This is a genomic window from Paenibacillus taichungensis (genome assembly GCF_047302525.1).
Classification (GTDB): Bacteria; Bacillota; Bacilli; order Paenibacillales; family Paenibacillaceae; genus Paenibacillus; species Paenibacillus taichungensis_B.
Window position 1 is genome coordinate 6,101,724 of sequence record NZ_CP168020.1, and the last position, 25,624, is coordinate 6,127,347.

Genomic DNA, 25,624 nt, shown 5'->3' on the forward strand with positions numbered 1-25,624 from the left:
CTACTTCTATTCTATATGATTCAAACCCCATACTGCACTCTTCCAGCCATCTTTTTCAAAATAAATTGTACAACTCCCCCAGATGCTATTCAACTCCATGGCAGAAAGGGTATAGATGAAGTAAGAATGCCATTTGGAGGAGAAGATGCAGGTATGCGCCAAGCCATGATCATTAGTAATCCATCGTCGGGTAAAGAAGAGGCTCAGCAATATGTATCCCAGGTACAAGAAATTCTTGAATCACAGCAGTATGAAGTGGTGGTTAATGAGACCGCCGGTGAGGGCGATGCGACCAACTACTGTCTGAGTGCCTGCAAAGATGGCTGTGATCTCGTCATTTCCATCGGAGGGGATGGGACGCTGCATGAGACGATCAACGGCATGATGGATCAGGAACATCGTCCCAGACTGGGTGTGGTTCCGCTGGGTACGGTGAATGATTTTGCGCGTGCGCTGCATATCTCGCTTGATCCGGAGGAAGCCATCCGTCAGTTGCGTTCGGAGCAGATCCATAGGGTGGATCTCGGTAAAATCAATGATCGTCTGTTTGCCAACGTGGTGGCAGTTGGTTCATTGGCAGAGGCGTTGTTCTCGGTATCATCGGAAGAGAAGTCGAAGCTGGGTTCATTCGCATATTTGAAAGAAGGATTGAAAGACCTAATGAATACACCCGCCAAGCAAATAACTATTGAGTATGACGGGCAGTTATGGGAAGGGGAGTCTCCACTTTTTCTCGCGGCGCTGACTAATTCGGTTGGAGGTTTTGAGAAATTGTCCCCGGAAGCAGCGGTGGATGATGGGTTAATTCATTGTTTTGTGATCCGTAGCATGAACGTCTTCAATACGGTTACACTCGGAACGTCCCTGCTGTTTGGTAATCTGAAGAACCATAAGGATGTTGATTATTTTACGGCAAAAGAAGTTCACGTCCGTTCTACAGAAGCCATTCGCACAAATGTGGATGGGGAGGAAGGGCCTTCTCTGCCCATTCGAATCAGTGTATTGCCTCAGCATATTGAAGTGATAGTCCCGGAAGAAGTATAAGTGGATGAACGATGCAGAAAAAAACCTCCATTATTCCATATAAGAGTTCTAAAATTCCATTGAAACCGATTGCAGTTCTGTGTCACAATCATAGACGGAAGACAAGTATATACTAGATGGCAATGATCATGAGAATGAATGTACGATACTATTCGAATATGGAGGGAAATCATCTTGAGAACAATTAAACTTGGCAGCAGCGCACTCGAAATACCGGTTGTAGCCGTTGGCTGCATGCGAATTAATTCATTAAGCAGCAAAGAAGCTGAACATTTTGTTCATTCCGCCATGGAAGCAGGCGCGAACTTCTTTGATCATGCTGATATTTATGGAAACGGAGCGTGTGAGGAGATCTTTGCAGAGGCTGTGCAGATGAATCCCCAGGTTCGTGAAAATATGATTCTTCAGTCCAAATGCGGTATCCGCAAAGGCATGTTTGATTTCTCCAAAGAGCACATCTTGAATTCGGTGGATGGCATTCTGCAACGCTTGAAAACCGATTACCTTGATGTTCTGTTGCTGCATCGCCCGGATACATTGGTTGAACCGGAAGAAGTGGCTGAAGCTTTTGATCAACTGGAACGCGAAGGCAAAGTGCGTCACTTCGGGGTATCCAACCAGAATCCGAACCAGATCGAACTGTTGAAAAAATACGTTAAACAGCCACTGGTAGCCAACCAGTTGCAGTTGAGCATTACCAATACCACGATGATTGACAGTGGAATCAACGTAAATATGGAGAATGATGCCGCGGTTAACCGTGATGGCAGTATTCTTGATTATTGCCGCCTGCACGATATCACGATTCAACCATGGTCCCCGTTCCAATACGGGTTCTTCGAAGGCGTATTCCTGGGTAGCGATAAGTTCCCGGAACTGAATGCGAAGATCGACGAGGTTGCTGCAAAATATGAAGTGAGCAACACGACCATCGCAATTGCTTGGTTGTTACGTCACCCGGCGCACATGCAGCCAGTGACAGGCACAATGAATCTCCAGCGTTTGCAGGATTGCATCAAAGCTGGCGATGTTCACCTTACACGCCAAGAGTGGTACGAAATTTATCGTGCAGCTGGCAATGTGCTGCCTTAAACCCAAATCAATACATGGCAGAATGATCTGCTGTATTGCATGTAAAACACGAGCGTATATACCGCTCGTGTTTTTTTTTATCCTTTATTTGATGCTTATTCGTTCCCGGTATAAAATAAGGATAGGGCCTCTATTTCAACAAAAGGATTTTTTTGTAATTAATACAAATTAGTTGAATTTATCTTATTGACCCTTGCTTAATTATTACATATAATTACTTTTGCATACCGTTAATCCTGTTTATGGTTTTTTATTTTGGAGGGTGGTGTTAGTTTGGAGCCGACAACCACGATACGCGATCATTTAGAGAGTTATTTGAAGCGTGAGCAGATGTCCATTAGTCTTTTTTCGGAAACGTCAGGAATTAACTCGGGTACGCTGAGCAATATTTTGAACAAGAATCGTCCGATTGCGATGCAGCAGCTGGATCGAATCACTTCAGCTATGAGACTTGAAGAAGGTTACTTCTATGAATTGTATATAGATGAGTGTTTTGTCCATGCTGCCCCTGACTGGCGAAGACTGGGACCATTCCTTCATCGATGTGCAGAATTGAATAAATTGAATTGTATTGAAGATGTTATCCGGTTGATGATGGATAATCTATCTTATATTCCTTTGTTATTTGAACTGGCTGAAGAATTCTATCATGCTGGTAAATTCAAACCGGCCGTTCTACTATATGAAACGATAGCCGAAAGTGAGAAAATGCAACACTCCGAACGGCTTGCACTATGTCAGTATCGACTATTCAGGTTGGGGCTGACCAATGATCAGCAACGAAATCTGATCATCGCGGCCCAATTCGAATACTATGTGGATCGGCTGGATGAACGCTTTCAGCTGGATGCGCTTAACGAACTGATTAATGCTTTTGCATCCCTTCACAGGTGGAGCAAGGTTCAAGAGCTCTCTGAAAAGTTGAAAGTAAAGGCAACCATTCATTATGAGTTGAATGGGAGAAGGAAACAGGAAGAGACGAAACGACCGATTATCTTTTATATTATGTATGCCTATTTGGCATCTGGAAGTGCTAATTTCCATCTAAACAACTATGAAATTGCACTGAAATACGTTTCTTTATATACGGACTACAGTTGGGTGAGAGAGCCTGATTCGGATGAGATGGTTGTGATTAACCAATTTCAGGAATGGGCTGAGGGAAACCGTTATATATATCAATTGATGGCTGGACAGTTTGAGATATTGCCTGACTATCTCGATTACATCTCAACGAAAGAAAATGAGATTTTCCCTGCACTTTGTGACATTGTAACTGCTGCAAATCGCTATGATATGAATATTGATTATGTACTGAAGCAGTACGAAGCCTATTTCACCTACCAAGAACAAAGCAACCGAATAGGGAAAGTCAGCAAGCAAGTTACGGATGATCGATATGTTCGTCTGTTGTCAGGATTGGGAACCTATTACCTTAAAAAAGATGAATTTGCCAAGGGAATAGATTTTGTTCTTGATAGTTTGAGGTTTTCTCTTGAAATTAGTGACGGACGAGGTATGCTTAGAGGTGTCGGGCTATTTGAGCAATATAGGGATTATGCGTCTGACACAGCTATACAGCAGTACAAAATTTTGATTAGTGAGGTGCAGAAACTCAATGAAGAGAAAGCTGGCTTTGCTGATAGTTACATGTAGTATAGTGGTGAACATCGTTGCTCCTGTTATTGGACCTGTCCCCACTGAGGAAGTTCCGAACCCTTCAATTTACCGAACTAATGACCACGGTTTAGGGACATAAGCCTAAGCCAAGGGACGCTTCTGAATATTCATTCAGAGGCGTCTTTTTTTACGTCTGGTGGAAGAATAAGTATGTCGTACCCCTTGCGGCCTATCGATTGGCATAATAAACTAAAATATGACAAAAAGGAGGGATACTATGGATTGCCTGGAGTTAATGTCACAGATCGAAGAAGCCAGACAACAGCTTCACCGCTTGCAGTCGGAATACGGCAGTCTGCTTCATCCTGAAGTCATCCAGCAATCTGTAGTTCTGGACGGTCTTATTAATCAATACAATCGAGCTAAAATGAAAAAGTTGATTAATTAGTGGTTCGCCTATTTACATATTGGTTTCCGTGTACTATAGTTAGTCACATGAGTAACTAACCGACTAACTAATTAACGATGAATGAAAGTTGGAATCGCATGAAATCGAATTTGGATGAATCTCAGCCCATTTTTCATCAAATATCCATGATGATTATGGATGACATTGTAGACGGCAGATTGAAGGTGGAGGAACAGGTTCCTTCTACCAATGAGCTCTCTCGCTTTTACAATATTAATCCAGCCACGGCACGCAAAGGGCTTCAAACGCTCGTGGACAAAGGTATCATTTACAAACAGCGAGGTGTTGGAATGTTTGTTGCGAAGGGAGCCAGGGAAGCGTTGCTTGTTGAGCGAAAACAGCATTTCTACGAGGAATATATTAGGCCTTTACTTGAAGAGGCCAGACGGATTCACATGAATGAGGACATGATTATCGATTTGATCCGCGGCAAGAAGGATAAGGAGAGTGAGTTATGATTCATATCGAGCAGGTAAACTACAGTTATCAGAAAACAAAAACGCCAGTTCTGAACAACGTGAATTTACATGAGAGTGAGCCGATCATCAGTGCAATGTGGGGAAGAAACGGTGCCGGCAAAACAACTCTGATGAGTCTGCTCGCAGGCCATAACCGACCTGATGATGGGACCATCCAAGTGATGGGCCAGAACCCTTACAATAATTTGGCTGCGCAGGAGAACCTGTGTTATATCCAGGAGAATCATCCCCTGGGTAGAAATTGGACGATTAACGACATGGTTCGATTCGGCCAATATTTCCATCCTCAGTGGGATCAGACCTTTGCGGAGCAATTAATCGATATGTTCGAATTGCCAGTGAAGAAGAAGATCATCAAATTCTCAAAAGGCATGAAGACCGCCGCCCAGATGATACTGGGTCTTGCCAGTAATGCACGAGTAACGATTCTTGATGAGCCCACCAACGGACTTGATGCAGAGAAGCGCAAATATTTCTACAATGCTTTACTGGAGACTTATGAAGATAACCCGCGTCTAATTCTAATATCAAGCCATCATATTGAGGAGATTCAGCCTTTATGTGAGTCGCTTATCGTTCTGCAAGCGGGGAAAGTGTTATTTAATCAGCCCATGGAAAAGATACGCGAAAAAGGAGTTCTTCTAACAGGGAAAATAGAAGATATCAACCGAGTCACAGCAGACGTGGAGGTCATAGAATCTTCCCAGATGGGATCGACCTTGAAAGTGATGATTGATGAGCCATACTCGAAAATGTGGAAAGACATCGCTCATACGCAGGGGCTTTCCATTGAGAAGGCGACATTACAAGATTATTTGGTTAACAGGACGCGTAATCAGGAGGGGGTTAAGCGATGAACTCGGTGAAAGGTACGAATCGGCTGATTCTGGACGATATGCGCTGGTATTTGATGATCTTCTCCTTCATCACCCTTATGCTTACTGTAGTCTATCTGGCCATTGGATTCATCTTTGATATTGCTTATACTACACAACTTTGTGGTCCAATGTATGGAGGAATCTGTGCTTTTGCGATTGCGGGAATCGTTACATTGTTTCCGGTTGCGATAGGTATAGGGAGTACACGAATTCAGTTCATGAAATCCTTCTATATCATTTCGGTTTGGATGGTCATAGGCACAATTACCATCCTGAATATAATCTATTTTATTACGCATCTTCTCCTTGAATATGGAGCACTTCGCGTAACCTTTTATCAACCAGGCATGCTGTACTCAAGCGAATATCATTTTTTCTCCTATTTGTGGATCGACCTGATGATTGGTTTTCTCGTGCTGGGACTGTCCATCTTTTCAACCGTCTGTTGGATCAGATTGGGGATGCGCAATTTTTTCAGTCTGTTCTTTGGATTTAGCTTAATCGTCACGCTGGTATTTACTTTGACCGATCTTAGTGAGTTTATGTTGTGGATTGCTGGGGTCAATCGCATGGCATTGTTCTCCGCTCTGGGGGTCATTGGAGGTGCTTTGCTTCTGAGCACGTACCCCATGATGAAGAATGCGCCGCTTACAATGAAAGGCAGAAAAGACTGATAAGATCAAAAAAACACGAGTGCGTACATACACGCCTCGTGTTTTTTGTATGAGTTAAGCTTGAGCTTGTGGTTTGAATCCTTCTTCTTTGAGGTACTCGCCCGCTTCGCTGCGAGATTCAAAAGCCATATCCAGATTAAGACCAGAATACACATACCACATGTCATCTTCATATTTTAAAGTAAGTGTATGTCCATCTTCATCGATCCATGTTCCGCCACCAGTAGAAGTTGTAGCTAATGTAGGAGCAGCTTTTGCTTGTTCTGGCTCTGGCTCTTCTGATTCTACTGCGTTGGGATTGGTTGACATCGCTTTGATTGTCTCATCTAACAGCGTACGTAGATCTGCTTCGGAGTAATCACGAATATTGACGAATCCTTTATCATCGGTCTCATAGTTGGGCAGTAGCCCTGCATAGATATAACCGTTACCGTTAGGATGAATATGGAGAGCAATAATCTTTTTCTCGTACGCACTTTCTTCGTAGTGGAAATTTACACGGCCGAGAGAAACATCTTTGCGTTGCAGTTGGGGATACGATTGTAGCACTTCAAGCTTTTGTTCAACGTTAAGCATATTTTCCTCCTGTTAGTGTTGGGTAGTGGTGATTATAACATACATAAGTGAAAAGATAAGCATCAAAAAACAGGCGCAGTCTAGCACCTGTTTGAGGATTCACATCATAGATGATCGCTTTATAATAGCAGCTTTTATTGAATATCGTGAGAAAGTACGCCCTCCTCTGGTAAAAAATGAGAAGCGCGCCTTTCTGTTAATTTCCAGATAGAATACTTTGCCCCAGTTCTTTCAGGTATTCCATCGCTTGCAGATAAGGATAAGGCCCATAGCTTACTCGTGACACACCCAGCCCAGCAAGTTGTTTTGGTGAAGGCTCATGGGATGTAACCATCACGTTGACCGGAAGCGACGAACGTTCACACAATTCCTGAATCAGTTGTTGATCCTGTAAGCCCGGAACGAACATACCACTGGCGCCTGCTTCTGCATATGCCTTGGAACGAATAAGTGCTTCTTCCAGGAGAGCGTGATTGTGTCGTTCAGGTGCATTTTGCAAAAAGATATCTGTGCGGGCGTTAATGAACAGCGGAATGCCTGCCTGCTCCGCAGCTTCCCGGGCAGCCGACAGTCTCAGACATTGCTCCTCCACAGCGTACAGTCCTGCGCCAGAGGGGAGCTGATCTTCGATATTAATTCCTACCGCACCGTGATGGATCACTTGGCTCACATTTTCCTTCACTTCTGACGAAAACCTGCCATACCCTCCCTCAATATCGATCGTTACAGGCAAATCCACGCTCGCTGTAATCCGGGCCAGATTGTCCAGTACCTGCTGGAACGGCATCGCTTCGCCATCTTGTTCGCCGTGGGCAGCAGCTACAGACCAGCTTCCAGTAGCGATTGCTGTTGCTCCAGCAGATTGGATGGCGAGTGCACTCCCGGCATCCCAGACATTGACCAGAACCAATGGATTGCCTTTCACATGCAATTGGTGGAACAACGACGCCTTTTCTTGTAGGGTACTCATAAGATTTATCTCCTCTTGTTACATAGCTGTAATCCTCTTCATACCACTTACCGTTCTTTTCTTATCTCTTGAGTTACTCAGGTATTCTGCTTCTCGTGAGTCAAAAGCCAGTTTTTGCGTGTTAGTCCTCCTCCGTATCCACCCAGTTCTCCACTGGCATTGATCACACGGTGACATGGAATAACAATGGCCAGCTGATTAGCTCCGTTGGCCTGTGCTACCGCTCGACATGCTGTGGGTTTACCCAGAACATTCGCGATATCTTGATATGACCTCGTCTCCCCCGGTGGGATCGCAATCAACTGCTCCCATACACTCTTCTGGAATGGTGTTCCTAACCAGAACAACGGGGTGTGGAATACAGTTAGCGTGCCTTCAAAATACTGTGCAAGTTCCCGTTCGATTGAACGAATCGGTTCTGTTACTCCAGGTACAATGGCTGACTTCGTTCGTTTACGCAAACGTTCCACCTCACGCTCCAGACCTCTGCGATCCACGAATTCGAGCAGATATAGCGCCTTCTCATCGGCTACAGCCATCATGGGTCCAAGACGTGTGTCGATCCAGGACGCCTTCAATACATGTTCTTCATCTACTTGTGTAGGCGCTGCGCCCATGATTCGCGAGAAGGCATCTCGGAACCCGCTGCCGGACTCGTAACCGGTGGACAGCTGGGCATCAATGACCGTGCGACCGGAGCGAATATTTTTCAGGGCCAGTCCCATACGACGGGCACGGGCATACTCCACAAAGGTCATGCCAAATCGCTTCTTAAACTGACGTCTGGCGGTGGATTCGTCAATGGATAATGCCTTGAAATCCTGGCCTTTCCAGCGTTTCTCCGGATGGTTCTCCACGGCTTCCACCAATACGCGTACCACATCAGATACCTGATGGGGATGAGATAACGGGCGGCAGCGCTGGCAAGGGCGATATGAAGCAAGCAAGGCCTGCTGCGCCGTCTCATAGAATTCGCAGTTTTCGAATTTGGGCTTCCGGGCGGGGCATGTAGGCCGGCAGAATACACCAGTGGTCTTGACCCCGACATAGAATAGACCTTCATATTCCGAATCCTTGGCAACCAGAGCCTGATAGTATTGTTCTTTCAGTTCAGCAGAAATCATTGGGCGCACGTCCTTATATCAGTAGAGTTTATCCTTATTGATATTATAAAAAAACGATGCACAGGGCATCGCCGAAAATCAGGCATGAATATTTTTATTTCATCAATACATTCTTATTATTCGTTCGTCCAGTCCAGTTTACCAGAAAGATCCCAAGGAATATGCATAGCCCGCCCACATAGACGTAATTCCGAATAACTTCGCCCAGTAGCAGCCAGCCGGATAAGACACCGAAGAATGGAGCGAGAAACAGAAAGGCACTTGTCTTACCTGGGTCACCCTTGCTTAACAGGTAATACCATGTAGCGAACTGCACAATGGAACCGAGAATCGCCAGATACAGAATCACCCCTATGGACGTGGTGTTCAGGATGAGTTTTGTTGATTCCATGGTAAAACTGAGCAATAACAGCGTTAGTCCGCCGAATAACATCTGATATGCCGTTAACACCCAGGTGCTGAAGCGTGACCCCCATTGTTTGACCAAGAGGGTAGCGCTCGCCCAGGACAAGGCAGACCCCATACCCAGTAACGTTCCTCCGGAGAATTGAAGATGGAATCCAAGCGTGATGAACACCCCCGTTATACCGATGAGCACCCCAAACCACTGGTATACCTTATATCTCAGACCAAGAAATACACTCCCGAGAAGAACTACCAATAGCGGATTCGTAAAAGTGAGAATGGATGTCTGTCCTGAAGGAATGGTACGCATGCTCAGGAAAATGCAGGCCATCACGCCTGTCGTCTGGAACAGACCGATGACGAATAACCGGAGCCAGTCAGGCACGGTCACGGGAAGGTTTTTATTTCGTACCCACAGTGCCATTAGTCCTCCAGCCAGCGTAAATCGAATACCGACCAGCAGAATGGGTGAGACATAAGCCAGTCCGATTTTGCCCACAGCAAAGGATGAACCCATAAGCGAAGTGGCGAGTATAACGAGCATCATAAAAGCAAAGCGATTCAACCCTTTTCCTCCCTCATATAGCGTATTTTTTGACCCTTTCAGGGTAACACGCCAACATTTCATGGTTCATCGAACTGTATTAACGAATTGAATTTATAACTCATTTACATAATATGGAGCTTAATGTGAGACGATATGGTGTAGTAATTACTATAGAAGGTGCTGATTGGAAAGTTCTCTTTGGATGAATGCATCGTGATTGTTACTTTAGATAAATGGAGGGAGTTCCAATGATGAAAAATAATAAAAATAAATCTATACTCTGGGTGTCTGCTCTATGTATTCTGCTGTTGACCAGCGCATGTGGGGCGAAAAACAACAATGAATCCGTACAGGAACACGCCTATCCACAATCGAAGCAGCCCATAGAGGAAGCGGGAAATAGTTCCGTTCCCAATATTGAGGCGAAGAATAACAATAATCAGGCGAACGAAACTGGGAGTGAGGGCAAGCCTACGGCTCAATCGGAATCCTCCGCTGATGCGGAAGGACAGGTCATGATCGTAATTGACCAGGCGGATAAGCCGTCCGAGGGTAATAGCTTTGATTTTGCAATAAAACAAATTCCTGAGGGCTATGCTTTATCCGAGATGCGCTGGACGTCCAACACGGTAACGATTGTGAATTCCTACAAGGAAGCGATCGAGCATGGCGCGAATGGAAAAGAAGGATTTTATATCAGCGGTGACGGGCAATTCTCCGGATTTATTTATTCGGATGAGATGAAGGGTGAACGCGGCAAAGCGACGTTTGTGTTTACCAATGAAGATGGGAAAGAAGTGACCTCGGAGAAGGAAATTAAATTAAAATAATCAGGCAGATCATAACCGTGTGCGGTGCTTTCTGTTAATTCAAAAATGGAAAATGAAATATGCACATTATACGTGCGCCTTCATTTCTCCCATAAATGAGTAAAAGCAGCCGTCAAGGCTGCTTTTTATTGATCGCGCGAGATCACACCTTATTCTAGTTGACTGAGTGTGTCCGGCCCTCGCTTCTTAACAGATACTGCTGCTCCTACATGAAGTCGAAGAAATAACGCACCACGTGGAACATTACTGGAGAGGTGTACGTCAGGCTGTCGACCCGGCTCAGGTAGCTTTTTTTCAATGCATCGAACTTATTGTCATCCCCGATTAACAAATCCCGCTTCAGAACAGAAACCGTCAGACTTCCGAAGAACCCAGCCAGAGCGATCAACACACCGATGAAAAGCGCGAAACGTGCATCAAACGGAGTCAGGTAAGGATGAATGAAATAAGAGGCAGCGGTAGTTACAACGAATGCACAGGCGAACCCTTCCCATGTCAAAAAAGGATTGGCCGTGGGCACCACTTTGCGTTTGCCCAGATAGAGTGAGGCCAGATAATGCACCACATCATTCAGCTGGGTTAACACGACCAGGAACAAGACCAGCTTTGAGCCATATTCCGGTGTTGCGAACGGGAAGTAGGCCAGATGACTAAGTCCAAATACCATCAGCATCAATCCCCATTGCGTCGAGCTGACACTGCGCAGGAAACCAACCGTTCCCTTATTAATCAGACGTGGCAGGGGTAACACCAGGAAGACATATAGCGGAATAAACACGATAAACATCCCATACCATCCAATATAGATCCAGTAGAACTGTACCGGAATCGCCAGATACGCCCATAGAAACAGCCTGCGGTCTGCTTTGCGGGTGCTGCGGATCATGGAGAAGTACTCTTTCAGCGCGAAAAAGGTGAGTACCATGAGGGAGATCAGGGAGACAATCGGATTGAAGAGGGTGGCGAGACAGAAGATGACCAACATGCCCCACCAGGTTTTGATTTTGTTGCCAATGCCCGAATAATCCTTGTCCGGCTGAAGCTTCGTAATGATTTTGTACACGATATGTATGACCAATAAAGCAATAAAAATCAGTGTTAAGGTAAAGAGTGAACTGCTCAAGTACAATCACCTGCTTATCCAGAAGTAAGATTCCAATATAGGGTACCTATGTTATTATGAAGGAATAGTGCCAACTTGATAAGGGGAAATTTCGTTATGACAGATACACGCTCCATCTATATCCTGCTTACGAATACGGGAACATTGTTTACCAAAGTCATTCAAAGTTACACCAGAGCACCATACAACCATGCCTCCATCTCATTTGACCGGGAATTATCCGAGCTATACAGCTTTGGTCGCAAGCATCCGAGCAATCCGCTGAACGGCGGGTTTGTGAAGGAAGATATTCAGACAGGTACATACAGTAAGTATCCAAATACCACATGTGTGATTTATGAGCTTCAGGTGACGGAGCGTGAGGTGGAAAAAATGAAACGGGTGCTGCACATCTTCATTCGCAGCCGCCAGAAATATATGTACAATCTGCTTGGTGTGATTGGCATTACGTTGAAGGAGCCAGTAGAGTTCAGCAACTCCTACTTTTGCTCGCAATTTGTTGCCGAGATTCTGCAACGCTCAGGCATCAAGCTGTGGAACAAGCTACCTGCGCTGGTGACCCCGGATGATTTTCGCCAAAGTGAACAACTGCAGCTAGTATATGAAGGTAAGTTAAAGGAGTATAAGCCGGGAAACGAGGAGCTGGGTAGCAAGGAATAGCAAGGAATAAAACCATGAAACAGCCTGCCGCCACGGATTTCCGGGCAACAGGCTGTTCGGTTTGTGTAACGTTAGATCGATAGTGTGGACGAACGGTCAAAATCAACCTCTTCAAGGAATTCGATCACTTCACCATTCGGACTATGCACAACTGCATTTCGAACTTGAAGCGGGGGTTCACCAAGTGAGATCCAATCGGGTTGAACATAAGGCTTAGCACCATGAGCAAGCGCTCGCTCGTATATCACTTCCACATTGTCTACGTAAAAGGCGAAATGCAGCAATGCCCCATGTTTTACTGCTTCGGGAGACTCTGCTGGTTCACCTTCGGCCGCGATTACGGCTCCGGGGTCAAACAGTTCAATGCAGGTCCGTTGATCCGGTGAGATCAGCATGCATGCCTCGGTAATTTGAAAGGCGGGCAGACTCCAGGAGTGACCAACTTTAAACCCTAATACATCCGTATAGAACAAGAGGGTATCCTCATAATTACGTGCTTGAATGGCTACGTGAGCAAGTCCATTTACACTCATGCTCCATCACTCCTTCTTCAGATTGTATTCTAAAGTATAAAGGGAACGGCGCATTGGAACCATGCGATATCAAAGGATATAATGGAGTGAGAGTTGCAATTTATGAGCTCTTTTATCCTAAAAAACTTATTAAATTAGCCTGATTCTCGGGAGGGACTACAAATGGGTTATGTTATAGATGAGATCGACCAGCAGATCATGCGCTTGCTGCAGCACCATGCACGCATGCCAATTGTACAGATTAGCAAAGAGGTGAACATGTCCCAGCCTTCTGTTAAGGAGAGAATCCTCAAACTGGAGGAAAATGGGGTCATATCGGGATATTCAACCATCTATGATCTAGCCAAACTAAATCGTGGGACAACGACTTTTATTCTACTTAAAACAGAGCATTGTGAGGAATTCGTTCACTTCTGTGAACAAGCTGTTGAGGTCACGGATTTATATCGGATTAGCGGTGAGTACAACTATCTGATTAAGGTACAGACGGCAACCATTGAAGAGCTTGCTGAGTTCCAGGACTCTCTTGTGAAGCTAGGGCCATCCAAATCTCATATCAGTATGAAAAATATAATGGAACACCGTGTGCTTCTCTAGGAAGCAGCGAAGCACGTTAGTGTAACGGTGGCAGGATATTCGGTCCTGCCACTATTCATTGTGCATATGAACAATGAATTTCGTCTGTTCATCAATATTTATTTGGCTCGCCAGCAACTATAATGAAAGCGTGTTCAACAAGTGCATGGGGGGCAATGGACAATGGAACCTTTAACAATTAGCTGGATCGGCGCGCTGGCAGGACTTGCAATTGCGATTATACTGATTCTGAGGAAGCTGAATCCGGTCTACTCTTTATTTCTGGGCGCAATTGTAGGCGCTTTAATTGGCGGAGCCAATCTGGAAGAGACCGTAAATATACTGGTGAACGGCACGCAAAGTGTCATGGGTACTGTGCTCCGCGTTCTGGCAGCCGGGGTGCTGGCTGGTGTCATGATGGAATCGGGGGCAGCAGAGACAATCGCCCAGGCCATCGTACGAAAATTTGGCGGCAGTAAGGCCATTCTGGCTTTGGCACTGGCAACGATGATTATTACAGCGGTTGGGGTATTTATTCCCGTGGCCGTCCTGATTGTAGCGCCAATTGCGCTATCTGTCGGTAACAAAATGGGCATATCCAAGCTGGCCCTTTTGCTGGCTTTATCAGGTGGAGGCAAGGCAGGGAATATTATCTCCCCGAATCCCAATACGATCGCTGCGGCGCGGGGGTTCAATCTGGATCTCAGCAATGTCATGCTGGCAGGCGTGATTCCAGCCATCTGCGGATTAATTGTAACCGTTATCGTAGCTTCAATGCTTAGAAACAAAGGTGTAATGGTAACCGATCAGGAAGCAGAGCAGGGTGAAGTGGATACGTCACAGTACCCACCACTGAAAAAAGCGATTGTGGCACCGTTGGTTGCTATCATCCTGCTGATGATTAATCCAATCGGCTCCATAACAGGCATTACAGCATTATCTACATTCAAAGTGGATGCGATGTACATTCTCCCGATTGCGGGTATTATCGGCATGCTGGCGATGGGCCAGGGCAAAAACATTGTGAAATACACGACTTCCGGCTTGAATAAAATGACTGCCACCGTTCTTATTCTGGTCGGTGCCGGAGGCATCGCGGGACTGATCTCTGCATCCGATCTGTCTGGTCAGGTGGTTAGTCTTATTGAAGCTTCCGGGATATCCGGTACCTTCCTGGCCCCGATTGCCGGTATTCTGATGGCGGCAGCGACGGCTTCCACCTCGACAGGAGTTATACTTGCCACCGGTTCATTCGGAGATGCAATTCTGAACATGGGGACCGCTCCGCTCGCAGCGGCGGTTATGGTGCACACAGGTGCGACAGTTATCGATTCCCTGCCACAAGGAAATTACTTCCACGTCTCGGCTGACAGCATGAAGATGACAATCAAGCAGCGGATGGGCGTTATTCCTTATGAAGCGATCGTGGGTGGAACGATGGCGATTGTAGCGACGTTAATCTACGGATTTATCCTTTAATAACACGGATGGGGTGGGAGAAGATGAGAGAGACGACATTTGTACTGGCACCGGATTCATTTAAAGAGAGCATGACAGCGAAAGAAGTATGTGTGGCGATGGAAAAAGGATTGCGTAAAATCTACCCAGCTGCAAACTATGTTCATGTACCGATGGCTGACGGAGGCGAAGGCACTGTGCAGTCACTGGTGGATGCTTCTGGCGGCGTAATTCACCAGAGAGAGGTGAGCGGGCCACTGGGACAGCCTGTACTAGCGCAGTATGGCATTCTGGGCGATGGGTTAACGGCGGCGATTGAGATGGCATCGGCGAGCGGCATTCATCTGGTGACCAAGGAAACCCGGGACCCGCTTCGCACGTCAACCTATGGTACTGGAGAGCTGATTCGGGCGTGTCTGGATCAGGGTATTCGTAAAATCATTATCGGAATCGGTGGCAGTGCGACCAACGATGGGGGTACAGGCATGGCCGAAGCGCTTGGTGCAACGTTTCTGGATGCCCACGGACAGTCACTTGCACGCGGAGGCGGCGCACTTGATCAGTTGGCGCATATCGATGTGACTGGGCTGGATGAACGATTGCAGGATGTGGAGTTCATTGTCGCCTGCGACGTAACCAATCCGTTATGTGGGGAGCATGGCGCCTCACGGGTATTTGGGCCGCAGAAGGGAGCTACACCGGAAATGGTGCAGGTGCTGGATGCGAATCTTTCCCATTATGCGGATGTAGTGAAGCAGCAGCTGCACAAGGATATACGTGATGTGCCGGGTGCAGGTGCGGCAGGTGGTTTGGGCGCAGGGCTTTTGATTTTTACACAGGCTGTGTTGCGCAAAGGCATTGAAATTGTCATTGAATACACTGGATTGCGTGACAAGCTGGTACATGCGGATGTGGTGTTTACGGGCGAAGGAGGCATTGATTTTCAAACGAAATTTGGCAAGACGCCTTACGGTGTGGCGCGGGCAGCCAAAGAAGCAGGCAAGCCGGTTATCGCCATCGCGGGTTACGTTGGTGAAGGGATAGATACGTTGTACTCTGAAGGGATTGATGCGGTGTTTGGTATTGTGCCGGGGGCGGCTGATCTGGAGCAGCTTCTGCGTGAAGGCCCGGAGAATGTGGAGCGTACAACCGAGAATATTGCGAGAGTGCTGAAATTGGGTCTGATTTCTTAACATTCTGTGATGAGGTTATGTGGGGTTTGAAGAGTATAAAGAGACTGAACGTAGGGACGTCCACAAGAGACAGGGCATTCCGGTTCAGTCTTTTTTTGTTGTGGGATCTACTGATAAGACGCGAGTAGTCCGTGCGTAAGTTCAATGAGCTCCAGCCAATTGCGCGGGTCTTTGCCTGTAAGGGTCTGGATCCGTTTGAGCCGATATTGAAGGGTATTGCGATGGATGTTGAGATCTTCTGCAGTCGTTGACATGCTGCCATTGTGATGAATGAAACTGCGAAGTGTGTCCAGCAGATCGGCTGTATCCTCCAGCTTACTGACGACGTTGCTATGGCGAGCTAGGTTGGCCGTGCTGAAGCGCACCAGAAACTGTACATCATCATAACGGATCAATGGTGCCGCAGGTCGAAGTGCGAGCAAGATGTTCATCGCAGATCTTGCCTGTTCATAACAGGTGGCAATACTGGCGTCCCGTCTGCTAACAGAGATGAGGGCTTGAGGTTGTTCCTGATGTACAAGCTGGATTATCGAATCAACGTCCGATTCGTTCTGGATCAGAATAATCTGAGTAAGATCGTCTTCCTCGATGAAGAAAGAGGGAAGCTGTAGTAAGGCCCGGCTTGTCTCCGTGCCAAACTCAGGGGCTTCATGGGGAAAGCGAATGTATAGAAGAACCGTCGGCAGCTGCAGATCGATATGGTACTGTGCTGCTTCCCGCCTGATCTTCTGCGAATAGGAACCGGAGTGGGCAAGCAGCCGTTCCAGAAAGGCTTTTTTCCGAGAAGCTTCATGGGCCAGACTTTCCAATTGATTACGCTGTTCGATCAGGAGAGATACGGTTGTACGTACAATGTTGCAGAACGGACGGACTTCATCAGGATGGCCGGAAATGCCGATGACACCGACATGCTGATGATTGATCCGAATCGGTTCGTTGGTGCCCATTTTCTCCAGTCTACCATCCTGCCAGACTTCGACCCGGTCTCCGGTGGTCAGGGCACGGACAGCTCCCTGGTGAATCGTGCCTACGCGTTCCTTCTGTCCGCTTCCAATGATAATGCCCTGCTCATTCATAATGTTGATGTTGTAGGGGATGTCCTGCATCATTTTATCGACAATATCCTGTGCCTGTTTTTCCGAAAGCTGCAACATTACATATCCCCCTCTCCCGTTGTGCCAACAAGGTGCAAGTGTTTTTGTCTCTAGTATGCCTGTTCAGCCTTGTTTATCCATTGTGCATCTGAACGAAAGTATAGCTGACGTGCTTGTTTTAAACAAGTTTGTTTCCTAAAAGGTAAAAGGTTAAAGGGGCTACCTTGTTGTTTTTATACTTGCCTCGTTATGGGGGTCCCCGGCTAATTTCTCCGCATTAATCCTCTGCTGACTTCCGTTCAAGTATTCCAGATGCGCCTTGCCCCAGCCGCACATGCCATCCAGCAGCGTACCAATCGTCTGCCCGTGTTCGGACAGGCTGTACTCGACCTTCGGCGGAACATCGCCATAGAGAGTGCGCACAATAATCTGATCCTGTTCCAGCTCGCGAAGCTGTTTCGTTAACGTGCCCTGTGCTACATCGGGAATCATGCGTCTTAGTTCACCAAATCGCTTCGTGCCTTCCTTCAATAAAATAAACAGGATGAGCGGTTTCCATTTTCCATTAATGGCTTCCAACGTAACGAGTACACCTTGTAATCGTGGCTCCTGTAAATCCATAGTATTCACCTCGATTTAAACAACTATATGTAATTCCATCATACCTGATTTTTTCGCTTTCCGCTTGTTTTGTCTGTGTGAATTGGGCAAGGATAACCATATTATCGGGTTCCAATAGTACGAATTTTCGTACCTGGTACGATCCAATTGCGTACTGTTCAGCGATGTTGATTTCAATAATAATGAACAAAACGCTGGTACAACGAAAGTTCTGGCGATACGAGGGGAAGATGCAGAATGAGTCCATTTACATTGGAGAATAAACGTGTCGTGATTATAGGAGGAAGCTCTGGGATTGGGTTGGCAACGGCAATTCAGGCTGTTGAGGCAGGTGCACATGTGGTTATTGCAGGTAGATCGGAGACCAGGCTGGAGGAAGCGAGGGAACAGATTGTACATGTCGCAGGCAAAGCCAAGACTGGAGGGGTGTCCATCGAAGTTTATGTGTTGGACAATCAGGATGAACGGCAAATCGAGCAATTTTTCAATCAGGTTGGCGAATTCGATCATCTGTTCACCCCTGGAGCTGCATACACCCGTGGTCCGTTAACTTCAGATCGGGAGACGGCAGAAAGCTGCTTCAAGGGCAAGTTCTGGCCTCAGTATTTTGCTGCCAAATACGCAGCTCCGTATCTATCCGCTTCGGGTTCGATTACGTTAATGTCGGGCGGCTTCAGCCAACGTCCGCTGGATGGCGGTGCTTCTTACGCTGCGTGTAATGGAGCAATTGAAAGTCTGGGCAAAGCACTTGCGGTGGAGCTCGCGCCTGTTCGCGTGAATGTCGTTTCCCCCGGAACCATCTGGCGTGAGGGACAGGAGGGTACGCCTCGCGGCGAACATTTCAAAGACTATGAGAAGCTGTCTGTGCTCAAGCGTGTGGGCTACAATGAGGAGATCGCACATACGGTTACGTATCTCATGACGAATACATTTACGACAGGGAGCACATTGTTTGTAGATGGCGGATACACGATGATTTGATGCGTCTACCTGTGGGTTGTGGAAGGAGCGGTGAAAGAGTACAGAGAACGTGACAGATATCTTAAATTTTGTGAAATGTAGGACCCTATAATTACTCGAAGCAATAAAAATGATGAATAATGACGAAAAATATTTGAGATCCGGCCTGTTATTCACCTACAGGCCGGATTTTTTTCCGTTTATTGGGGCGGATGTTCAGAATCCGTTCAGAGTTGTGTACTACAGTAGACCTATCTTTGAGAGCCGAGATTAGGGAGGAAAGAATATATGCAATACAGAAAAATAATGAGCATGCTGCTTATTTTGGTGTTGGTAGCTCCATGGTTGGCAGCACCTGCAGGAAAGGTAAGTGCAGGAGCATCGTATCCGGTACCAGGGAATAATGGTCTATTAACGATAAAGTATGTGGACGAGAACTCAATAGAACTACAGTGGGAGTATGCACGATCCGAATCTTCTACACCACCTGATGTAAATTACCAGGTTTACATATCTAATGCTCCTGATCTTACAGACATGCAACAAATTAGCGGAACATCAGGACGTTCCTACGGTGATCCTATTAATGGTTCAGAATCTACAGATGGTACATATTCAAAAATAATTACAGATCTAATCGAAGGCGATACCTACTATTTCAATGTCGTTGTTAAAGATCGATATTTGGAAGCTGCGTATCAAATGCAATCTATTGAATTCACTGTGCAGCTGAGTGAGCTGGATCAGTTCAACGATATTAAAAAAAGAAATGAGCACGAGAACGCCAATTTCATACCAGCAGTGATTGAATTGCTTAGTAATGAACAATTCATAGCTGAGCCTAATTTCAAATCCTTGTCTGAAGACGATCAGTCGGATATCGCAGTTTATTTGTTGAGTATTGATCCACCGACAAACGATGGGTATGAGAGAAAGGAGCAAGTACGGTTTTTGGTGCAATTAGCTCTGAGAGCCCTTGAGGTGACTCGCCAAATCGGTGGGCCAAATGCAGTAGCTGCGCTTGATGACCTATATGCAAAGCAAGCAGAGCGAGTGCGGGATTTTGAATATCCTGCCACTGGAAGTCAATTCTATCAATTGGTTGATTTGTATCTTGAATCATCCGCAATCGAAAAACGTATGACGGCTTATTTATATGAGTTTAAACTCAAAAGGAGCCCTTCAATTTCACGTGTTCTGTCTTATATGGATACAGCAGTAATGGACACACCTTTAATTAATAATAAAACGGAGACGACAGAGGAAATGTTGTCATCGTTGCAGAAGCTGCTTGAGCTTCAGTTGGATATCGAGTCATATAATACAGCTAACTCGGAAAACCCAATGGAGAGCTTGTCTCTAGATATCAGCAAAATGGATAACCTGACAACCGAAGAGCAGGAGCAATTGGCTAGCCATATGCTTAGTGAAAGACCGGTTAATGGATATGAAAGTTTTGAAGCCATTCAGACCGTTTTTAATCAATTTTTCCCTAACAATGAAAGTGATGCGTTGGCTGCCGTAAATGCTGCAAGAGTTAACAAAAATATAGATGCTATGCGTCTGGCTATGGAGAATCCTGATTTGGGTATTAATTTACCAAATGAGTACGGTTCCTTATCTAAGCAGGTCAAAGACTATGTGGCAGAGTTCTTGTACGATAATATCAAGAAAGATTATGAAAATAAGGAACAAGTTCAATATATGATCGAACTTGCTGTGCAGGCTCAGTTGATCTGGGAGCAAAGAGAACTAGGTGTACTTCAAGGTAAGCTGGATCTTTTTGCACAGAAACTGTCTGAAGGACCCGATTATTTTGATGACCCTGAGACAGATATGCTTCGTCAAGTTGGGCTGCATCATCTGGAACTAAGCAAGGTGAACAAGCCTATATTTGCTTTTAAGTATCTGCATTTGTTGGGAGTGGAACGAGTTTCGAAACAGGCCCAAGTAGAGATTGCTGATCCGCGCTTTGTCCTTGGACTCCTATCCATACCATTCGAACCTATCGAGAATGCCACGACTATAAACCAAATGAATCAATGGCTTGAGACAACCATGAATGAACAGTTTAACGGACACAATTTCTTTGACCAATACAAATTCAATCTTTCAGGTGCCCTTGATTTGTCCAAAAGAGCTGAACTCAGCCCGGAAGGCAAAAAAGAACTGGCCGAATGGGTGCTTAATGAACAAGACAGCTACGATGATGTTGGGAATCTACAATATGTAATCAACCGATTCTTTACGGCCCCCAATGTAACGGGAAATGATATCAACAACACCATAACTGGCTTGGATGACACAATGGAGATCTCTTTTAACGGCAAACTGAACTGGATTGATGTTGCCTCTATTCAGAAATTTGATTTTAGTGGTGACAAAACGGTATGGGTTCGTTACAAAGCCATCAGTGACTTATTGCCAGGACGCGCGGTGAAGATTGTCTTCACGGCAAATGGAGATAGCAATAACGGAAATGGTTCAACACCTAACCCGGGTGGAAGCACAGGTGGAGGATCGTCAGTGACTACACCTGCAACGACTACGCCGACGACCAAGCAGGAACAAATTGTCGTGGACGTGAACGGAGCGAATGGCACCAACCTGACCAAAACACCAATCACACGTACAACCGAGGCCGACGGTACGATCAAGGACCTCGTGAAAATGTCTGAGGCGATTGCCAAGGAATCGGTGGAAAAAGCGAAGCAATTAAACATGAATACTGCACGCATTGTCATCCCTGACGCCAAAGATGCTGTGTCCGAGACGCGCATTGAACTGTCAAAAGCAGCGGTGAAACAGCTGAATGATGGTGGACTTAACCTTGAGATTTCCACAGAGAACGTCATTATCTCGGTTCCAACAAAGTCAATTGCCGGATTTGACCAGGATTTGTACTTCCGTTTAGTTCCTTTGAAAAAGGAATCCGAGCGCAAGGAAGTAGAAGAACGTGCGAAGAAAGAGCAGTTGATCCAACAGATTGCTCCAAATACCAACGTAAAAGTACTGGCTCGTCCAGTTGAAATCGAAACGAATATGCAAAGCCATGAAGTAACACTGACATTGCCGCTGCGCGACAGTCTTCCAACTGACCCTGCTGCTCGCCAGCAAGCTTTGGATAACCTGGCTGTGTACATTGAACACAGTGACGGTACGAAAGAGTTGATTCAAGGCAAACTGGTGAATCTCAGCGATTCCAATGAAGGTATTGAATTTACAGTTAACAAATTCAGCACGTTCACGCTCGTTGTGGTGGATGGACTGAAAGCTTCCCAAGGCTCGCACAACCCGTATATCAACGGCTTTGGTGCTGATTTCCGTCCGGATGCATTCGTAACACGTGCGCAAATGGCAGCGATGCTGGCTCGTAATTTGTCTGATGAAGCGGGAACCGCATTTGCGAACGCTGTAAACTATGACGATGTATCTGCAACCCATTGGGCAGCAAGCGATATTGAAAAGGCGCAATCCGCAGGCATCATGAATGGTATGAACGCCACTCGATTTGCGCCAGAGGGTTCAATTACCCGTGCACAAATGGCGACCATTGCATACCGCTGGATACAGCAACAAAGCGCTGATGAGACAAGCAGCACATCACAAGAAACGGATGGTGCTGGATTCACAGATGTGTCCGCCGACCTTTGGGCTTCTGATGCGATTGCCTACGTTCAATCGGCTGGCCTGATGACCGGATATAACGATGGTACATTTAAACCGGACAACAAACTTACCCGCGCTGAAGCCGTGAAAGTATTAAATGTATTGTTCAAACGGACGCCGGCAACAGGCGTAACTACGCCATCTTTTACAGACGTACCTGCAACACACTGGGCTTATGCAGACATTGAGGCTGCGGCACAGAAATAAGATAACCATATCTATAACAACAAAGGGGAGCCCCAACCATGAAAACATGGCGGGCTCCCCTTTTAATTATTTAAAGCCAGAACAAGTCCTGCATCCATCGTTGCTCACTGAGCTGGATTTTTTAGTTAAACGAACGGAGTGAATGCTATTCATAATAAAGCATATGATTCCTTAGCGAGCTGAACATAAGGCTACAAGTGTAAAAGTGAAATTCCCCCTACAGCCCTCGCAACGCTGCATTAATCACTTTCATGTGGAGCGTCTTTGTAAAAAACACCATCTCGCAGTTGATCTACAAATCCCTGCAACCAATCATAATACTGCTCGGCATGCTGAAGTTTATGCAAATCCCGCAAAGCGTCTTCCCGTTCCTCCGGCGGAGTTGTTCTGGCGAGAATAATCTCCGATAACTGCGGAATGACCTCCCGGAGGCTTTCCTGCATCACATCGATTTCCCGTTGAAGCTTGGCCCCGAAGAAGTTCTGAAACGTACGGAAAAAGTTGGTTTCGGCCAGATACTGATCCTGACGTTCCCGCTTTTCCTCCAATTTATAGATCATCTGAGATTCGGTAAGCGAACGTACAGCATAACTCATATTACTTTTGCTCATGTTCATGGACGTTTTCATCTCTTCCAGCGTCATTGGACGATCCTCAAAATACATAATGCCATACAGTTGACCAAATGAATGATTGACTCCATACAGATCCATGGTATTGGCAATGGCGTCAATGACTTTCTCCCTCAGCTCGGGCCGATAGGACAACGACGAATGGTTCTGGTCCTCGGCAGCTTCTTTTCCCACAATCTCACCTCTAGTATATGGATGGGACTCCCTGTTTCCTTTTCATATTTTACATGACCTCGCGTTATTTTAACATAACCCGGAATTACATTTTTCAAATGTATTATACAATCATTTTTGTACAGAAGAGATTAAAGGGTGTTTGAAGGTTTGATTTTTAGAGAAATTAAATAAAATTTGGACGATTAGGAGTGTGCAAATTGCGTGTGAAATTATGGAGGGAGACAGAAGCGGTTCTCTTCACCCTTCCTGCCCTTATCCCATTACTCATTTTCTGGCTGGGGCCTCTGGGATACATTGTATATCTGAGTTTTACGGATTGGGACTTCATGAGTCCTGACAAATTATTCGTCGGTTTGGATAACTACAGCTATCTGCTAACCAATTCTGAATTTTACCGTTCATTAAAAGTTACGCTGTTGTTCGGTCTTGGAAGTGTAGTGCCTACGATTGTGGGTGGACTGGCGCTGGCCATGCTCATGAACAGCAAGATTAAGTCCTCCGGTCTGTTCCGGACGCTGCTGTTCTCCCCTTGGGTGACTCCGACTGTCGCAGTCTCCATTGCGTGGTCATGGATTTTCGAACCTGAAGTGGGGCTGGCCAACCTGCTGCTTGGCTGGGTCGGTATATCCCCGATCGGCTGGCTGAAAGATCAGAACTGGGCATTGGTAGCTGTTCTCATCGTCACGCTGTGGAAGTCGATTGGCTGGTCCATGGTATTCTACCTGGTTGCATTGCGTAATCTACCATCCGATTTACTTGAAGCGGCATCGATTGATGGAGCAGGCAGTTGGGACAAGTTCCGAAGCATTACACTGCCGTTGATCTCACCCACCACGTTCTTCCTGTCCATCATCCTGACGATCCAGTCGCTTCAGGCTTATGACCAGATCAATGTGATGACGCAAGGGGGACCGGCGGGATCAACAAGGACCTTGCTTTATATGTATTATCAATCTGCATTTGAGTCCTTCAATGTGGGTGAGGCTTCTTCCATCGCCGTCGTTATTATTCTGATCTGCGTTCTGCTGTCAGGAGTATCCTTCCTGCTCGGCCGACGCCTGGTGCATTACTGATGAACATGACTACTTTAACCAAACAAACAAGAAAAGATAATAGTCGTGAGGAAGTGCAGAAACGGAAGGTCTCTCGTACAGGAAAAGGATTTGCTATCGCAATCCGCTATCTGCTTCTTGCTCTGGTTAGTCTGACGATGGCATTTCCGTTCTACTGGATGGTCATTAGCGGTTTCAAGACGAATGACGAGATCTGGCAGTTCCCGCCAACCTTCTGGCCCGAAACGTTCCGCTGGAACAATTACGTGGATGCGTGGCAGTCTGCTCCATTTGCCCGTTACATTCTGAACAGTACAGGGGTAGCGGCAGCGATCTGTCTGATCCAGGTCATTAACTCCAGCATGATGGCCTATGCACTCACCCATATGCGTTTTCGTATAAAAGGGGTACTCACCGGACTGATTCTGGTAGGCTACATGATTCCGAGTACCGCCGTTTATTTGCCCAGTTATTTGGTGCTCAGCGAACTTAAATTACTGGATTCCTACACCGGACTGATTGTGTCCAACTGTGTCAGTGTGTTCTCTATCTTCCTGATCCGTCAGGCGTTCATGCAGGTGTCCCACGAATTGGTGGAAGCCGGCCAGTTGGATGGAGCGTCGCACTTCCGCATTCTGTGGACCATTATGACGCCGCTGGTTCGTTCGTCGTTTGCCGTGATGGTGTTGATTACATTCATTGACCAGTACAACAACTATTTCTGGCCGATGCTCATTACCAAAGACCCGAATCTTCAACTGGTATCCGCAGGTCTGCGCAGCTTTTTCGTGGAGGGTGGAGCCTACGGTCTGGCATGGCCGCAGATCATGGCTGCCAGTGCCTTTACCATCGCACCGCTGCTTATCCTTTTCCTGTTTACCCAGAAAACGATTATGCAGAGTGTGAATATTACTGCCGGCGTTAACAAGAACTGATTTTCACAATATACTTTATATAGGAG

Annotated in this window: 25 protein-coding genes; 16 read left to right on the forward strand and 9 right to left on the reverse strand. The window is 46.2% G+C overall.

Annotated features, from left to right (window positions below; translation table 11 throughout):
• Positions 1-153: 153 nt before the first annotated feature.
• The 7 genes from ACDJ58_RS27795 (at position 154) to ACDJ58_RS27825 (ending at position 6,256) form a co-directional block, all read left to right on the forward strand.
• Positions 154-1,044: a diacylglycerol/lipid kinase family protein gene (locus ACDJ58_RS27795; protein ID WP_413373984.1), complete on the forward strand. Its 891-nt coding sequence runs from the start codon at positions 154-156 to the stop codon at positions 1,042-1,044.
• A 174-nt stretch (positions 1,045-1,218) separates the two neighbouring features.
• Positions 1,219-2,136, forward strand: a complete 918-nt coding sequence (locus ACDJ58_RS27800; RefSeq protein WP_413373985.1) for an aldo/keto reductase — start codon at positions 1,219-1,221, stop codon at positions 2,134-2,136.
• Between the two features lie 273 nt (positions 2,137-2,409).
• Positions 2,410-3,792 carry a transcriptional regulator gene (locus ACDJ58_RS27805; RefSeq protein ID WP_413373986.1) on the forward strand — a complete coding sequence of 461 codons (1,383 nt, stop codon included), beginning with the start codon at positions 2,410-2,412 and terminating at the stop codon, positions 3,790-3,792.
• A 241-nt stretch (positions 3,793-4,033) separates the two neighbouring features.
• Entirely contained in the window at positions 4,034-4,204 is a 171-nt protein-coding gene (locus ACDJ58_RS27810; protein WP_076287270.1) for an aspartyl-phosphate phosphatase Spo0E family protein, read from the forward strand.
• A gap of 98 nt (positions 4,205-4,302) precedes the next feature.
• The gene (locus tag ACDJ58_RS27815) at positions 4,303-4,683 is read left to right on the forward strand and encodes a GntR family transcriptional regulator (RefSeq protein ID WP_413373987.1); all 381 of its coding nucleotides are present in this window, start codon (positions 4,303-4,305) and stop codon (positions 4,681-4,683) included.
• Entirely contained in the window at positions 4,680-5,561 is an 882-nt protein-coding gene (locus ACDJ58_RS27820) for an ATP-binding cassette domain-containing protein (protein ID WP_413373988.1), read from the forward strand. Before ACDJ58_RS27815 ends, ACDJ58_RS27820 begins: the two co-directional genes overlap by 4 nt.
• Positions 5,558-6,256: a hypothetical protein gene (locus tag ACDJ58_RS27825; RefSeq protein ID WP_413373989.1), complete on the forward strand. Its 699-nt coding sequence runs from the start codon at positions 5,558-5,560 to the stop codon at positions 6,254-6,256. The genes ACDJ58_RS27820 and ACDJ58_RS27825 overlap by 4 nt, the downstream gene beginning before the upstream one ends.
• A 54-nt stretch (positions 6,257-6,310) precedes the next feature.
• Here ACDJ58_RS27825 and ACDJ58_RS27830 read toward each other — a convergent pair whose 3' ends face one another.
• The 4 genes from ACDJ58_RS27830 to ACDJ58_RS27845 all read right to left on the reverse strand — a co-directional run bounded on the left by ACDJ58_RS27830 (position 6,311) and on the right by ACDJ58_RS27845 (position 9,896).
• Entirely contained in the window at positions 6,311-6,832 is a 522-nt protein-coding gene (locus ACDJ58_RS27830; protein WP_413373990.1) for a hypothetical protein, read from the reverse strand.
• Positions 6,833-7,028: 196 nt separating this feature from the next.
• A complete protein-coding gene (locus tag ACDJ58_RS27835; RefSeq protein ID WP_413373991.1) occupies positions 7,029-7,802 on the reverse strand; it encodes an isocitrate lyase/PEP mutase family protein in 774 nt (257 codons plus the stop codon).
• 77 nt (positions 7,803-7,879) lie between these two features.
• Positions 7,880-8,926, reverse strand: a complete 1,047-nt coding sequence (locus tag ACDJ58_RS27840) for a bifunctional transcriptional activator/DNA repair enzyme AdaA (protein WP_413373992.1) — start codon at positions 8,924-8,926, stop codon at positions 7,880-7,882.
• Positions 8,927-9,020: 94 nt separating this feature from the next.
• On the reverse strand, positions 9,021-9,896 hold the full coding sequence (locus ACDJ58_RS27845) for a DMT family transporter (protein WP_413373993.1): 876 nt from the start codon (positions 9,894-9,896) through the stop codon (positions 9,021-9,023).
• A 230-nt stretch (positions 9,897-10,126) separates the two neighbouring features.
• Here ACDJ58_RS27845 and ACDJ58_RS27850 point away from each other — a divergent pair, with 230 nt between their 5' ends.
• The gene (locus ACDJ58_RS27850; RefSeq protein WP_413373994.1) at positions 10,127-10,708 is read left to right on the forward strand and encodes a hypothetical protein; all 582 of its coding nucleotides are present in this window, start codon (positions 10,127-10,129) and stop codon (positions 10,706-10,708) included.
• Positions 10,709-10,913: 205 nt separating this feature from the next.
• Here ACDJ58_RS27850 and ACDJ58_RS27855 read toward each other — a convergent pair whose 3' ends face one another.
• Positions 10,914-11,831 (reverse strand): phosphatidate cytidylyltransferase, encoded by a 918-nt coding sequence (locus tag ACDJ58_RS27855; protein ID WP_090902911.1) that lies wholly within the window; start codon positions 11,829-11,831, stop codon positions 10,914-10,916.
• Positions 11,832-11,927: 96 nt separating this feature from the next.
• Between ACDJ58_RS27855 and ACDJ58_RS27860 the strand changes: the two genes are divergently transcribed.
• The gene (locus tag ACDJ58_RS27860) at positions 11,928-12,491 is read left to right on the forward strand and encodes a hypothetical protein (protein WP_413373995.1); all 564 of its coding nucleotides are present in this window, start codon (positions 11,928-11,930) and stop codon (positions 12,489-12,491) included.
• Between the two features lie 71 nt (positions 12,492-12,562).
• On the opposite strand, the gene ACDJ58_RS27865 is transcribed toward ACDJ58_RS27860, so the two are convergent.
• Complete coding sequence (locus ACDJ58_RS27865; RefSeq protein ID WP_413373996.1) at positions 12,563-13,024, reverse strand: VOC family protein; 462 nt, start codon at positions 13,022-13,024, stop codon at positions 12,563-12,565.
• Positions 13,025-13,186: 162 nt separating this feature from the next.
• On the opposite strand from ACDJ58_RS27865, the gene ACDJ58_RS27870 reads away from it, so the two are divergent.
• From ACDJ58_RS27870 to ACDJ58_RS27880, 3 genes are all read left to right on the forward strand, one after another.
• Positions 13,187-13,621 (forward strand): Lrp/AsnC family transcriptional regulator, encoded by a 435-nt coding sequence (locus tag ACDJ58_RS27870; protein WP_064641603.1) that lies wholly within the window; start codon positions 13,187-13,189, stop codon positions 13,619-13,621.
• A gap of 162 nt (positions 13,622-13,783) precedes the next feature.
• Positions 13,784-15,079 (forward strand): GntP family permease, encoded by a 1,296-nt coding sequence (locus ACDJ58_RS27875; RefSeq protein ID WP_413373997.1) that lies wholly within the window; start codon positions 13,784-13,786, stop codon positions 15,077-15,079.
• Positions 15,080-15,102: 23 nt separating this feature from the next.
• On the forward strand, positions 15,103-16,251 hold the full coding sequence (locus tag ACDJ58_RS27880; protein WP_413373998.1) for a glycerate kinase: 1,149 nt from the start codon (positions 15,103-15,105) through the stop codon (positions 16,249-16,251).
• A 107-nt stretch (positions 16,252-16,358) separates the two neighbouring features.
• Here ACDJ58_RS27880 and ACDJ58_RS27885 read toward each other — a convergent pair whose 3' ends face one another.
• Entirely contained in the window at positions 16,359-17,405 is a 1,047-nt protein-coding gene (locus ACDJ58_RS27885; RefSeq protein ID WP_413373999.1) for a CdaR family transcriptional regulator, read from the reverse strand.
• 159 nt (positions 17,406-17,564) lie between these two features.
• A complete protein-coding gene (locus tag ACDJ58_RS27890; protein ID WP_413374000.1) occupies positions 17,565-17,966 on the reverse strand; it encodes a winged helix-turn-helix transcriptional regulator in 402 nt (133 codons plus the stop codon).
• A gap of 237 nt (positions 17,967-18,203) precedes the next feature.
• Here ACDJ58_RS27890 and ACDJ58_RS27895 point away from each other — a divergent pair, with 237 nt between their 5' ends.
• Both ACDJ58_RS27895 and ACDJ58_RS27900 read left to right on the forward strand, forming a co-directional pair.
• Positions 18,204-18,947 carry an SDR family oxidoreductase gene (locus ACDJ58_RS27895; protein WP_413374001.1) on the forward strand — a complete coding sequence of 248 codons (744 nt, stop codon included), beginning with the start codon at positions 18,204-18,206 and terminating at the stop codon, positions 18,945-18,947.
• A gap of 267 nt (positions 18,948-19,214) precedes the next feature.
• The gene (locus ACDJ58_RS27900) at positions 19,215-22,802 is read left to right on the forward strand and encodes an S-layer homology domain-containing protein (protein ID WP_413374002.1); all 3,588 of its coding nucleotides are present in this window, start codon (positions 19,215-19,217) and stop codon (positions 22,800-22,802) included.
• Between the two features lie 239 nt (positions 22,803-23,041).
• On the opposite strand, the gene ACDJ58_RS27905 is transcribed toward ACDJ58_RS27900, so the two are convergent.
• Positions 23,042-23,608 carry a GbsR/MarR family transcriptional regulator gene (locus ACDJ58_RS27905; protein ID WP_076287286.1) on the reverse strand — a complete coding sequence of 189 codons (567 nt, stop codon included), beginning with the start codon at positions 23,606-23,608 and terminating at the stop codon, positions 23,042-23,044.
• Positions 23,609-23,808: 200 nt separating this feature from the next.
• Between ACDJ58_RS27905 and ACDJ58_RS27910 the strand changes: the two genes are divergently transcribed.
• Complete coding sequence (locus ACDJ58_RS27910) at positions 23,809-24,684, forward strand: carbohydrate ABC transporter permease (RefSeq protein ID WP_063565861.1); 876 nt, start codon at positions 23,809-23,811, stop codon at positions 24,682-24,684.
• Positions 24,684-25,598, forward strand: a complete 915-nt coding sequence (locus tag ACDJ58_RS27915) for a carbohydrate ABC transporter permease (protein WP_413374003.1) — start codon at positions 24,684-24,686, stop codon at positions 25,596-25,598. The genes ACDJ58_RS27910 and ACDJ58_RS27915 overlap by 1 nt, the downstream gene beginning before the upstream one ends.
• Positions 25,599-25,624 lie beyond the last annotated feature (26 nt).

Coding starts and splice junctions, on each gene's coding strand:
- ACDJ58_RS27795 (WP_413373984.1), top strand. CDS start 154: ATGCGCCAAGCCATGATCATTAGTAATCCATCGTCGGGTAAAGAAGAG.
- ACDJ58_RS27810 (WP_076287270.1), top strand. CDS start 4,034: ATGGATTGCCTGGAGTTAATGTCACAGATCGAAGAAGCCAGACAACAG.
- ACDJ58_RS27815 (WP_413373987.1), top strand. CDS start 4,303: ATGAAATCGAATTTGGATGAATCTCAGCCCATTTTTCATCAAATATCC.
- ACDJ58_RS27820 (WP_413373988.1), top strand. CDS start 4,680: ATGATTCATATCGAGCAGGTAAACTACAGTTATCAGAAAACAAAAACG.
- ACDJ58_RS27825 (WP_413373989.1), top strand. CDS start 5,558: ATGAACTCGGTGAAAGGTACGAATCGGCTGATTCTGGACGATATGCGC.
- ACDJ58_RS27830 (WP_413373990.1), bottom strand. CDS start 6,832: ATGCTTAACGTTGAACAAAAGCTTGAAGTGCTACAATCGTATCCCCAA.
- ACDJ58_RS27835 (WP_413373991.1), bottom strand. CDS start 7,802: ATGAGTACCCTACAAGAAAAGGCGTCGTTGTTCCACCAATTGCATGTG.
- ACDJ58_RS27840 (WP_413373992.1), bottom strand. CDS start 8,926: ATGATTTCTGCTGAACTGAAAGAACAATACTATCAGGCTCTGGTTGCC.
- ACDJ58_RS27850 (WP_413373994.1), top strand. CDS start 10,127: ATGATGAAAAATAATAAAAATAAATCTATACTCTGGGTGTCTGCTCTA.
- ACDJ58_RS27860 (WP_413373995.1), top strand. CDS start 11,928: ATGACAGATACACGCTCCATCTATATCCTGCTTACGAATACGGGAACA.
- ACDJ58_RS27865 (WP_413373996.1), bottom strand. CDS start 13,024: ATGAGTGTAAATGGACTTGCTCACGTAGCCATTCAAGCACGTAATTAT.
- ACDJ58_RS27870 (WP_064641603.1), top strand. CDS start 13,187: ATGGGTTATGTTATAGATGAGATCGACCAGCAGATCATGCGCTTGCTG.
- ACDJ58_RS27875 (WP_413373997.1), top strand. CDS start 13,784: ATGGAACCTTTAACAATTAGCTGGATCGGCGCGCTGGCAGGACTTGCA.
- ACDJ58_RS27880 (WP_413373998.1), top strand. CDS start 15,103: ATGAGAGAGACGACATTTGTACTGGCACCGGATTCATTTAAAGAGAGC.
- ACDJ58_RS27885 (WP_413373999.1), bottom strand. CDS start 17,405: ATGTTGCAGCTTTCGGAAAAACAGGCACAGGATATTGTCGATAAAATG.
- ACDJ58_RS27890 (WP_413374000.1), bottom strand. CDS start 17,966: ATGGATTTACAGGAGCCACGATTACAAGGTGTACTCGTTACGTTGGAA.
- ACDJ58_RS27895 (WP_413374001.1), top strand. CDS start 18,204: ATGAGTCCATTTACATTGGAGAATAAACGTGTCGTGATTATAGGAGGA.
- ACDJ58_RS27900 (WP_413374002.1), top strand. CDS start 19,215: ATGCAATACAGAAAAATAATGAGCATGCTGCTTATTTTGGTGTTGGTA.
- ACDJ58_RS27915 (WP_413374003.1), top strand. CDS start 24,684: ATGAACATGACTACTTTAACCAAACAAACAAGAAAAGATAATAGTCGT.